11 protein-coding genes are annotated in these 11,921 nt (G+C 44.2%); 8 read left to right on the forward strand and 3 right to left on the reverse strand.

The window, feature by feature from the left end; translation table 11 throughout:
- The first annotated feature begins 73 nt into the window (after nucleotides 1-73).
- The gene (locus AC5WJX_RS03910; RefSeq protein ID WP_494483435.1) at nucleotides 74-1,039 is read left to right on the forward strand and encodes a TIGR03885 family FMN-dependent LLM class oxidoreductase; all 966 of its coding nucleotides are present in this window, start codon (nucleotides 74-76) and stop codon (nucleotides 1,037-1,039) included.
- Nucleotides 1,040-1,104: 65 nt separating this feature from the next.
- On the opposite strand, the gene AC5WJX_RS03915 is transcribed toward AC5WJX_RS03910, so the two are convergent.
- Complete coding sequence (locus tag AC5WJX_RS03915) at nucleotides 1,105-1,977, reverse strand: sugar phosphate isomerase/epimerase family protein (RefSeq protein WP_440429369.1); 873 nt, start codon at nucleotides 1,975-1,977, stop codon at nucleotides 1,105-1,107.
- Nucleotides 1,978-2,066: 89 nt separating this feature from the next.
- Here AC5WJX_RS03915 and AC5WJX_RS03920 point away from each other — a divergent pair, with 89 nt between their 5' ends.
- Nucleotides 2,067-3,494 (forward strand): MATE family efflux transporter, encoded by a 1,428-nt coding sequence (locus AC5WJX_RS03920; protein WP_494483436.1) that lies wholly within the window; start codon nucleotides 2,067-2,069, stop codon nucleotides 3,492-3,494.
- Here the strand turns inward: AC5WJX_RS03920 and AC5WJX_RS03925 are convergent, their stop codons facing one another.
- Nucleotides 3,495-3,977 (reverse strand): GNAT family N-acetyltransferase, encoded by a 483-nt coding sequence (locus AC5WJX_RS03925; protein WP_494483437.1) that lies wholly within the window; start codon nucleotides 3,975-3,977, stop codon nucleotides 3,495-3,497.
- 124 nt (nucleotides 3,978-4,101) lie between these two features.
- Between AC5WJX_RS03925 and AC5WJX_RS03930 the strand changes: the two genes are divergently transcribed.
- From AC5WJX_RS03930 to AC5WJX_RS03940, 3 genes are all read left to right on the forward strand, one after another.
- A complete protein-coding gene (locus AC5WJX_RS03930) occupies nucleotides 4,102-4,587 on the forward strand; it encodes a hypothetical protein (protein WP_494483438.1) in 486 nt (161 codons plus the stop codon).
- Between the two features lie 120 nt (nucleotides 4,588-4,707).
- On the forward strand, nucleotides 4,708-5,190 hold the full coding sequence (locus AC5WJX_RS03935) for a sensor histidine kinase (RefSeq protein WP_494483439.1): 483 nt from the start codon (nucleotides 4,708-4,710) through the stop codon (nucleotides 5,188-5,190).
- Between the two features lie 79 nt (nucleotides 5,191-5,269).
- Nucleotides 5,270-6,532, forward strand: a complete 1,263-nt coding sequence (locus AC5WJX_RS03940) for a YeiH family protein (protein WP_494483440.1) — start codon at nucleotides 5,270-5,272, stop codon at nucleotides 6,530-6,532.
- Here AC5WJX_RS03940 and AC5WJX_RS03945 read toward each other — a convergent pair whose 3' ends face one another.
- A complete protein-coding gene (locus AC5WJX_RS03945; RefSeq protein ID WP_494483441.1) occupies nucleotides 6,533-7,303 on the reverse strand; it encodes a DUF5602 domain-containing protein in 771 nt (256 codons plus the stop codon).
- 191 nt (nucleotides 7,304-7,494) lie between these two features.
- On the opposite strand from AC5WJX_RS03945, the gene AC5WJX_RS03950 reads away from it, so the two are divergent.
- The 3 genes from AC5WJX_RS03950 (at nucleotide 7,495) to AC5WJX_RS03960 (ending at nucleotide 11,919) form a co-directional block, all read left to right on the forward strand.
- Nucleotides 7,495-9,000, forward strand: a complete 1,506-nt coding sequence (locus AC5WJX_RS03950) for a catalase (protein WP_494483442.1) — start codon at nucleotides 7,495-7,497, stop codon at nucleotides 8,998-9,000.
- 231 nt (nucleotides 9,001-9,231) lie between these two features.
- Nucleotides 9,232-10,563, forward strand: coding sequence for a Gfo/Idh/MocA family protein (locus AC5WJX_RS03955; RefSeq protein WP_494483443.1), 1,332 nt, complete (start codon nucleotides 9,232-9,234; stop codon nucleotides 10,561-10,563).
- 96 nt (nucleotides 10,564-10,659) lie between these two features.
- A complete protein-coding gene (locus AC5WJX_RS03960) occupies nucleotides 10,660-11,919 on the forward strand; it encodes a mechanosensitive ion channel family protein (RefSeq protein WP_440429379.1) in 1,260 nt (419 codons plus the stop codon).
- Nucleotides 11,920-11,921: the final 2 nt, after the last annotated feature.

Raw genomic sequence — 11,921 nt, forward strand, 5'->3', positions numbered from 1 at the left:
GTCATTTCGATGCTAAATCCCTAAACATTATCACCTTATCCGGGTTTTAATGTGGCAATTAGCAAACATCCTTATGAACAACTTCAAGATCGCATATCATGCTTCGCATGAGCAATTCCCACCATCGCTACTTTTAGAACTTGCTGTGCTGGCAGAAAAGGCAGGATTCAGCGCCCTGCACAGCTCTGATCACTTCCAGCCCTGGAATTCTGCACAGGGTGAAAGTGGCTTCACCTTTTCCTGGATTGGTGCAGCAATGCAAGCAACAACACTACCTATAGGGATGGTGTGTGCCCCTGGTCAACGATATCATCCGGTAATGGTTGCACAGGCAGCAGCAACTTTAGCGGAGATGTTTCCCGACCGCCTTTCGATTTCCCTGGGAAGCGGTGAGGCCATAAACGAGTACTTCAGTGCTGAACCCTGGCCGGCAAAAGCACAACGCAATGAACGTCTTAAAGAATGCCATGATGTAATAGTAAAATTGCTCAATGGTGAGCTTGTTGATTATTCTGGTCACATAAAGGTGCAAAAGGCAAAACTATACACCCTGCCCAAAGTGAAACCAAAATTTATCGGTGCCGCAGTCACGCCTGAAACCGCCGCATGGTTGGGTAGCTGGGCTGATGGCTTGGTGACCATTAATAAACCTATTGAAAAATTAAAGGAGATTGTCGCTGCCTTTCGTTCCGGTGGAGGAGCAGGCAAGCCGATCTCGATAAAAGTGCAGCTTTCCTATGACACCGATAGCGATCTAGCTTTGCAAGGGGCTTTTGAACAATGGAAGACCAATATTTTTGAGAGTTCCTTATTGTCAGATCTGACAACTGTTGAGCAGTTTGAAGCTGCAGCGAAATATGTGAGACCTGAGGACATGCATGAAGCTGTACATATTTCTGCCAACTTGGAAGAGCACCTTGAAATCTTGACAAGCTACAAGAGTATGGGATTTGAAACTTTGATTCTGCATAACGTTAATAAGAATCAAAGAACTTTTATAGAAGACTTCGGGAAACATGTCATTCCCAAACTGCAGTAGTATATCCCTAAGAAAAAGCGAGGCTGCCTGATTCGGCAGCCTCGCTTGATGAATGTTGTAAAAGTTTATATCAGATTTTTTTTAAGGTAAGAGATACTTTGTGAAATTGAATCAAAAGGATCTCCGGGGCAAATGTCCTGTTCCACAAAAAAGTAGTCTAAACCGGCCTTCTTAGACTGTGCGAAAATTCTCTTGAAATCGATCGATCCGTTACCTACTTCAGTGATGTTTTTAGCAGTAGATTTATCCATGTCTTTTACATGCCATAACGGGAAACGTCCTGGATAACGGTTAAACAACTTAATAGGATCCTGATTTGCTCTACTTGCCCAATAAAGGTCAAGCTCAAATTTTACGAGATCTTTGTCTGTATTTTCAAGTAACACATCAAAGGGATATTTCCCATTCTGGGCCTCAAATTCGAAATCATGGTTATGGTAACAAAACTGGATGCCTGCTTTCTTACATACTTCTGCAGCTTTATTGAATTTCTCAGCGGTCGCTTTATAATGGTCCAGATTACCACGCTCCGGATCTAGCAGATATGCACATACCATGTATTTTGTCCCAATCGCCGCGGCATCATCAACAGCTTTCTCCCAGCCGTTCGTAATCGTACCTTTTGCATCCATGGACTCCCCAAGCATGTAATGACTGCTCGGAGAAATAAGGCCATTATCTTTTAAAGTCTTTGCATATTCCACGCCCGACATGTTGTAAAACAACTGTGTGCCCGTATATGTTGCGCCTTCTACTGCATTATAGCCGAGGCTTGCTACCTTTGCCAATGCAGCTTTCGGATCCTTCGCCATTGCCTCGCGAATGGTGAAGAGTTGCAGGCCAACGTACTTTTTGTCAAAGGCATAAAGATTAGGTGCGGCGAGTATTCCTGCGGTCAGGAGCGCCGAAGTTTTGAGAAACGAACGTCTGTTTGTCATGGTTTATATTTCAGGTTAGTTTTTTAAATATAGATAATATCCTATAAAACCTCCAAAAAACAATATTATATTCCAGCGGGATTAAAGCAATGACCAGAACAAATACCAACATAAATCAGGAGCAAAGCTCATTATTAAAACTTATCAAGCAGTCCATTAAAGGCGAAGAATTTGATTACACCCAAGGGAGCATCAGGAAAGCGGTTATTCTGCTTGCCATCCCGATGATCCTGGAAATGGTACTCGAATCTGTTTTCGCACTGGTGGACCTATATTTTGTTGGACATCTTCCAAATAGCAGCGTGGCCATTCAAGTTGTCGGGCTAACAGAATCGGTCTTGAGCATTATCTATGCCCTGGCTATAGGACTGAGCATGGCCGCGACCGCGGTTGTGGCCCGGCGCATCGGCGAAAAGAACCCCCAACTTGCAGCAAAGGCAGGGATGCAGGCCATCATTGTGGCTTTCCTGATTAATATGTTCATCAGTATTTTTGGCTTCCTTTATGGCAAGGATATCCTGATATTGATGGGTGCTTCAACCAGTACTGCTGAAGCAGGAGAGCCTTTCATCCAGATTATGATGGCTGGAAGCCTGATCATTGTCTTGCTATTTCTGATCAACGGAATTTTCAGAGGGGCGGGGAATGCTGCAATAGCCATGCGGAGTCTATGGATTGCTAACATCTCAAATATAATATTGTGTCCGATCTTTATCAACGGATTCGGCCCGGTTCCAGCGTTTGGCCTAACCGGCGCCGCTATTGCAACAACCATCGGGCGCAGCCTCGGCGTAGTCTACCAAATTTACAGCCTTATGCAAGGAAATGGTGTGCTTAAGATGAAGCTCGCTTACCTCAAGCCTGATCTGCAACAGATTGTCACCCTCGTGAAAATCGCTGCACCGGCAATCCTGCAATTTGTGATTGCTTCCTGCAGCTGGATCTTTCTTGCACAGCTAGTTGCAACAACAGGAGGAGATCATGGTTCTGCGGGTTATCAAACGGCTTTGCGTATCATGATGTTTTTTATGTTGCCGGCATGGGGCCTGAGTAATGCAGCTTCGACACTGGTGGGACAGAATCTTGGTGCCAAGAACATTGACCGAGCCGAACAATCGGTACGACAAACGGCAATCTTCAGTATCTGTTTTATGGCTTCCGTAATGTTTATTACCTATGTCTTCGGCCCTGCAATTATTGGGTTTTTTACGGAAGATGCGCTGATACAGGAGATTGCAGTTGAAGCTACCTACATCATGAGTCTGGGCTATGTTTTCTATGGGATTGGCATGGTGCTGGTTAATGCGTTTAACGGTGCCGGCGACACCTGGACACCTACATGGATCAACTTCTTTGGATTCTGGTTATTTCAAATTCCACTAGCCTATTTACTTGCAAAGCTCTTTGAACTCGGGCCGACAGGTGTATTCATTGCAGTCCCAGTTGCTGAAACAGCGATCTGTATTGCAGGTTACTTTTTGTTTAAACGAGGTCGTTGGAAAACGATAAAGGTCTGATCAAAGATCTTTCAGCATCCAGACATTGCAGGCATAATGTCCGGAGTTTCCGAGTGCAGCATCAATGTGCTTAAAACCATATCGTTCATACAATGCAATAGCTGTTGTGAATTCAGGGAAACTTTCCAGGTACAGTTGCGTGAAACCCGCAGCCTTAGCCGCTTCAAAGCTCTTTTCAAGCAAAAGCTTACCTAATCCAAGTCCCCGGGCTGCAGGGTCAAGATAAAATTTCACCAGCTCTGCACAACCTTCCGGAAGTCCTGCTGTGGGATAAATACCGCATCCACCAAGAACCTGCTCATCATTGCAGGCAATCCAGTATGAAGAACCCGCGGTAGTAAACAAATGATGAAGTTGATCTGTTGTTGGGTCAGTGAATACCGTGCCAGGTTGATTTCGCTTGAATTCTGTAAGTACCTTTCTGATAAGGGCTGCAATCTGCTGGTCGTCCTTCGGTTCAATTGGTCTGATTAGTGTGGTCATTGTTTGACGCGTTTTTTAGATTTGCTTAATGCTGTTGGATGCCAAATTTATTCAAAAAAGCATTATGCAGGTTATCTACAGCCAACTGAAAGGTGTTTTTTGTCGAACATAAAATTTAGTGACCATGGAGGTTAATGAAAACAACGTTATCAGCATAGAACAGATTGCTGAACTTTCAGAAGATTTGTACCTGATCTATAATGCGAAGGCAGATAAACTGGAATACATAGGTGCTGCTTTTCAGAAGATCTGGAGCAAGCCGGCATCAGCATATTATGACAAGCCCTCCTTATTGTTAGACAGCATACACCCGGAAGATAAAGCTTATGTGCTCGAGTTTCTATCGCAAATTTATTCAACTAGAAAAACCGGAAGTATCGAGTTTAGGATTTTGCTGGACGAACAAACTAAAAAATATATTTTGCTAAAAGTCCTGCCGCTAAGCAACCCTGCGCAGCAACAGCTTTTTGTTGGCATTGCCACGGACATTACCATAATCAAATCGAATATCCTCTACGCAGAGAAAATCAATGCGCGGAAGAATTCAACACTTGAAGTATTGGCCCATGACTTGAAAACACCATTGGGCATGATTAACATGATGGCCTAGGCGATTCAGCAGCATGCCAAGAATACACCAGAAGATGCTATAGAAAATTATCTGCAGGTCATACAAAAGCTTTGCGAGAGAAACATTAGTCTGATCAGAGACCTCGTAAATCAGGAGTTTTTGGAATCGACCCAGGTGGACCTGCGAAAGGAGCGCGCAGACATTGTGTTTTGCATCACCGATGTCATTGAAAATTATAGAAAGTCTTCCGATATTATTTTGAAGCAATTCAAGATCAGCAGCAGCGCAAAAAAGATATACCTGCAGTTTGATACCCTCAAGCTTATGCAAGTGTTCAACAACCTGATCTCCAACGCCATTAAATTCACCTACGACAATGGAATGATTGAGGTTGATATTACCGAAAAGGAGAAGAGTGTGTTGGTCACCGTTCGAGATAACGGCATTGGAATCCCTCCGGAGTTTCACGACGTATTGTTTGAAAAGTTTACACCTGCACGTCGTACGGGCCTTAAAGGAGAAAAGCCGGTAGGCTTGGGTATGTCTATCATAAAAACCATTGTTGAGCTGCATGGTGGCAAGATTTCGTTCGAAAGTCAGGTTGATGCCGGCAGTACCTTTTATATTACAATTCCCAAATAAGGCATGATTTACAATTTTTCCCTTTATTTTTAAAAGCCGCGCCAAGTTCAATGTGCTTGGCGGCTTAAAATTTGAATCTATGCCTGAAAGCTCTACTAAACGTTTATCCTTACACGAGGACTGGGTTGTTGTTATCCTCGGATTTCTTGTGATCCTTTGCTCCTTATTCCTTTACATCATTCCGGTACCCGCGTTCAAGTGGGAAAATGCTGCTTCTTTAACCGACAATGTTCTTTCAGCGGCCAACCTCGGCATCATCGGAATACAATTTGTTTTTCTACTGCTGGTTGGGATCATTGGGGCCATGCTGCTCGGCAAATCTATAAGTCGCTTTACCATGGGATTCCCTTTGGTATTCATCATCACCATTGTAGCGCTGATCTTTACTGGCAATGCTTTTGTAAAAACCCTCAATCTGGAAGCTGTAATCTTTAGTCTTGCTATTGGGCTTGCCATTGGAAACCTGTTTAAACTGCCACAATGGTTCAAAGACACGCTATCTACGGAGCTATTCGTAAAAATTGGTCTGGTACTATTAGGTACCGGCGTCATCTTTTCTGATATCTTGAAGGCGGGTTCATTGGGGCTCATTCAAGCGTTGGTTGTTGTCCTCTCCGTTTGGTATTTCGCTTTTTGGCTATGTAAAAAGCTAAAGGTAGATGAAGAACTGACCATGATGATATCCAGTGCAGTATCGATTTGCGGTGTCTCCGCTGCGATCGCCACATCCGGAGCCATAAAAGGCGATCCAAAGAAATTATCCTACGTGATCTCAATGGTGCTTATCACCGCAATCCCCATGATGATCTTCATGCCCTATATTGCTTCTTATCTGTCGCTTTCCCAGCAAGTAACAGGTGCCTGGCTGGGCGGTAGTATAGATACGACCGGGGCCGTAGTGGCATCGGGCACCCTGGTAGGTGAAGAAGCGTTGAAGATCAGCACAATTGTGAAGTTTTCTCAAAACGTGCTGCTCGGAATCGCTGCTTTCGCGATCAGCATCTATTGGACCTACAACAGCAGTTCCCAATCCTCGGGTACAGTCGAAAAGCCAACTCTAAAAGTCATTTGGGAACGCTTTCCAAAGTTTGTATTGGGCTTCGTTGCAGCTTCACTGCTTTTTTCCTTTGCCTTGTCGCCGGACGTCATCAAGCCTGCGAAAGACAGCTTGAAAAACCTTCAAAATACCTGGTTCACCTTGGCTTTTACAAGCATCGGACTGGAGACGAACTTCAAAGACCTGTTTAAACATGACAATAAGAAACCACTATATGCATTTCTGCTTGCGCAGTTATTCAACATTCTGGTAACCTTATTACTTGCTTATCTGCTGTTCGGCTAACTACTGTGCAATCCTGCGCTGCAGGTTGTCCATTGAAATCGTGTAAAGCTGCTTCGCCTCGTCGAATGTGATGGAAAAAGCGGCTGGATAGTAGCCACCTACCTGCACCTTTGCTTGTTGCTTAACAGGCATGGTGACATTCTGTTTGGTTTGCAGATAGCTAAGGGCAACCATGGCTTCATGAAAGATGAACATACCGTTATAGCTACCATAGATGAAGGTCTTGTCAAACGGTTTACCATGAAACTCGCTGCCTGTAGTATCGGTCCAATGTTTTCCCATGTTGACGTCACCACCTGGAATAGGCGCATAGTCTTTCGGGATATATTCTGCTGAAGGCAAGAGGTCCATTGCAGCCGTATTGGGTTGTATAACCGCACGTTCAGCCTTGCTGATGTTGTAAAAATGAATGTCAAAATGCGGAACGTCGTACACCCCAGGAGGCTCATGCCCGTGTGCATTGAAATCAAAGGAGATATGATCGACCATGGTGTTGTTTCCTTTGGGAACGGGTATTTCGAACATGGCACTGTGCATTGGTAGATTTTCCAGGGTCGAGGCCGTAAAGGTAAAGCCAATTTGTTCTGGATCACCTTGGCTATCTAAAGAAATAAAGGAGCGGGCTGTGCCTTCGCCAACCGTTACCTCGTCGCCCAGCAACATTCGGGCCTGGTCATTCGTGTTTTCATCTTTACTACAGCCATAAAGTGCTATAACAAAGAATGAACAAAGGAGCGTTCTACGTAAAAACGTTTGATGGTGTTTTTTCATGGAGGTTGGTGGTAATGTTATGGTAAATCAAAACTATAGAAATATTCGAACATTCAAGTGAAAATCAGGCATTCTGATGCGCAATAATCTGCGTTTTACTCGTATCAAATAGATATTGTCTATTCTCTTATAGATATTAATGCTTTTCTTTGCTCGGGTGTTCTCTATACTTTTAGAAAAAATTTATAAGTATGGAAAATGAAAATATAACACACAGAAAACTCACTACCGCATCCGGCAGACCTTATGTTGAACATGAAAATACACAATCCGTAGGTAGCCGCGGGCCTTTGCTCCTTCAAGATTTTATTCTGCATGAGAAAATGGCCCACTTCAACAGAGAGCGAATTCCAGAACGCGTGGTACATGCAAAAGGTTCCGGTGCTTACGGCACCTTGAAGATCACCCACGATATCACCAAATACACACGGGCGAAGATCTTCTCTAAAATCGGGAACACCTGCCGCATTTTCCTTCGCTTCTCCACGGTAGGTGGTGAAAAAGGAAGTTCTGATGCAGAACGTGATCCACGTGGATTTGCCATTAAATTCTACACAGAGGATGGAAACTGGGACCTTGTAGGTAACAATACTCCAGTCTTCTTTGTAAAGGACCCAAAGAAATTCAGTGATTTTATCCATACTCAAAAACGCGATCCAAGAACTAATCTTAAAAGCCCTACCATGATGTGGGATTTCTGGTCTTTAAATCCGGAAAGCCTGCACCAGGTGATGATCCTGATGACTGACCGGGGTACGCCGTTGACCTACAGACACATGGATGGTTTTGGTAGCCATACTTATTCGATGATCAATGCGGATAATGAAAGGGTATGGGTGAAGTTCCATTTCAAGACACAGCAAGGCATCAAAAATCTGGATGCTTCACAAGCCAATCAGATGCATGCCGTAGATATGGACCATGCACAAAGAGATTTGGTCCACGCAATTGATAACAAGGAATTTCCAAAGTGGACCTTGAAAATACAGGTGATGACTGAAGCAGAGGCGAAGACCTTCCGCTGGAATCCTTTTGATCTTACCAAGATCTGGCCACACGCTGAGTTCCCGCTTATCGATGTGGGGGAGATCGAATTAAATCAGCTTCCAAACAATTACTTCGCACATGTGGAGCAAGCAGCCTTTGCACCTTCAAACCTGGTTGACGGAATTGGTTTCTCGCCGGACAGAATGCTGCAAGGTAGAATCCTTTCCTATGCAGATGCACAACGCTACCGCCTGGGGATCAACTACGAACAAATACCGGTAAATCGTTGTCCTTTCATGGTGAACAACTTCCACCGCGATGGGCAGATGCGAATTGACGAAAACGGCGGCGATGATCCAAACTACTTCCCGAATAGTTTCGGTGATGTTATGCCGGATCCAAGCTATAAAGAGCCAGCATGGGAACTTGATTCTAATGTGGCCGACTGGTACGACCGCAATGCTGGTGAAGGCGACAATGATCACTATACGCAACCTGGCGATCTTTATAGAAAAGTGTTAAGTCCTGAGGACAAAAAGAATTTGGTAAATAACATAGTAGGTTCCATGATGGGCATCAGCGGACCAAAACGTATGCAGATCATTAATCTTCAGCTTTGCCACTTCTTCCGGGCGGATATTCAGCTGGGTATGGCAATCGCCAAGGGCTTGAATATAGATATCGAACAAGCAATGGCATCAAGGCACTAGTTTAGACTTTCAGAGACCTCTATCAGGCGTTCAAGGGCTTTTATCCGCTTCTTGAACGCCTTTTCTTCGGTTGGAGCCGAAGCATAGGCGAACAATAGGCGATGAAGAGGCGGCGAAAGGGCGGCCAGGAGCGAACACGAATGCGTAGCTGGATCGACAATGATTCATTCTGTTTGCGGTATTAAAGGGATTTCGTATTTTACAAGCTGTATGAACCTATAATAAAACCAAATGCTAAACAGAAGAAATTTCCTACGTACAGGTAGTGCTGCGCTTGGCAGTACCATTTTGCTATCAACGCTCGACAATCCGGCCTATGCTTTGTATGAAAAGACAATCGGCGCAAATGATCAGATCAATATCGGCGTGATCGGCATCAATGGAATGGGCTGGGCAAACCTGAAAGCCGCCCTGTTGGTGCCAGGCGTGACCCTGGTTGCCCTTTGCGACTCCGATCAAAATGTGCTGGATAAGCGCATGGCTGAACTAAAAGACCTTAAAGTAAATCCGGCCAAGGTTAAAACCTACAAAGATTATCGCAGCTTGCTCGATCGAAAAGATATAGATGCTGTTATCATTGGCAGTCCAGATCATTGGCATGCATTGATGATGATTCATGCGGTGCAGGCTGGAAAAGATGTTTATGTAGAGAAACCCGTCGGAAACTCCATTCTGGAATGCAGAACTATGGTCGCTGCGCAGGAGAGATACAACAAAGTAGTACAGGCAGGTCAATGGCAACGCAGTCAGCAACACTTCAAGGATGCAGTAGACTTTGTGCAAAGCGGGAAGCTTGGAAATATCCGTACCGTAAAGGTCTGGTGTTATCAGGGTTGGATGAAACCTGGACCCGTGGTTCCGGACTCCGCGCCTCCAAAAGGTGCTGACTACGACCTTTGGCTTGGTCCTGCAAAAAAGCGCCCCTTTAATGCCAGCCGGTACCACTTTAACTTTCGTTGGTTTTGGGATTATGCGGGCGGTTTGATGACCGACTGGGGGGTTCACCTCTTGGATTATGGCTTGCTCGGAATGGGGTCGCCAGTACCAAAGACGATATCGGCACTTGGTGGACGCTTTGCTTATCCTGACCTTTATGAAGAAACGCCAGATACCTTAACCACACTGTATGAGTTCGATAAATTCAATTTAGTGTGGGATTCTGCCATGGGCATCGACAACGGATCTTACAACCGAGATCATGGTATTGCTTATGTTGGTAATAACGGAACACTGATTCTGAACCGTGGTGGCTGGGAAGTTATCGAAGAAAAACAAAGTGAACAAAAGGTTTCCATGCCATTTGTAAAAGCCTCAGATAATGGATTGAATAACCATATGGTCAACTTCTTCAGCTGCTTACGCTCCCGAAAAAAAGAAGAGTTGGCATGCTCCATCCAGGCAGGTGCACACGTTGCTACTGTCGCCCAGATGGGTAATATTGCATTTAGAAGCGGGGAGAAGCTCACCTGGGATGAGAGCAGCAAATTATTCACAAATAAAGCCATCAATGAGAAATATTTGATGTCTGAATATCATAATGGCTATACGTTGCCGAAAGTATAACGAAGCGATGAAAACCTATTCTAAAAACCAGCCTGATCCTGATCAGGTTGGTTTTTTAGTTTATTATTAGTATCCTGCAGCCATAACACGCAATACATGAATAAAGACAATGACTTAAATTTTATAGGACGCTGGACATACGATCTATTGATGCATTCTGGTATTCACCATTCTATCGTTAAATTCCTGAATGCATTTCTATTAGCGGTAATCACAATCATCCTGGTCTATGTGGTTCACCAATTGATCCGGCGTCTACTTCGTATCGCACTAATTAGAATCGTTAAAACCTCAAGGTTGGAATTTTTTCACTTCCTTCTTGAAAATCGCTTTGCCTATTATCTTGCCCTGATCATCCCAATCGTAATCATCAACGTCGCGCTGCCAGTTGTTTTCATCGATTTTCCGAAGTTCAGCCGCTTATTCGGTGCCCTGTCTGATGTTTATCTTGTTCTAGTGATGATTTGGATGATCATGTCCGTCATTAAATCCGGCGCTGATACGCTCCGTAAAAAACAAGCTTTTAAAGAGAAGCCGATTGATAGCTATCTACAGATTATCCGTATTATCCTGATGATCCTGGGTGCGGTAATTATATTTTCTACATTGACGGGAAAATCACCTGTGGCGTTTTTTACTGCAATGGGTGCCTTATCAGCAGTGTTGCTGTTGATGTTTAAAGATACCATCATGGGCTTTGTAGCAAGCATACAGGTAAGTGCCAATGACATGGTCAGAATAGGTGATTGGATTACCATGTCTAAATACGGAGCTGACGGTGATGTCATTCAGATTAATCTTACTACGGTAAAGATTCAGAACTTTGATAAAACGATCACTACGATTCCAACCTATGCGCTGATCTCAGACTCCTTTCACAACTGGCGGGGGATGCGTGAATCCGGGGGGAGAAGGATCAAAAGGGCCATCTATATCCGTCAAACCAGCATACGCTTCATTAAACCAGAGGAGCTGGAGGAATTTCGTAAGATACAGTCGTTAACCAGCTACATTGATCATCGGCAGAAAGATATTGACAAGAGTAATGCCCGGAATGGCGTTGATAAAAGCTTGTTGGTAAATGGACGCAATCTAACGAATGCGGGTCTTTTCCGTAAGTATATTGATAGTTATCTGGCTCATCATTCTGGTACGAACAAAAAAATGACGATGATGGTACGGCAGTTAGCCCCAACCCCAACAGGATTGCCCATAGAACTTTATGTATTTACGGGTACGACCAAATGGGTAGAATACGAGCATATTATGGCGGATATATTTGACCATCTTTTGGCTGCAGCGACCTATTTTGACCTTAAGATCTATGAACATGAAGGCGTTACCATGAACGATTAAGA

The sequence above is a fragment of the Pedobacter sp. NEAU-ZC8 genome, from assembly GCF_059278965.1.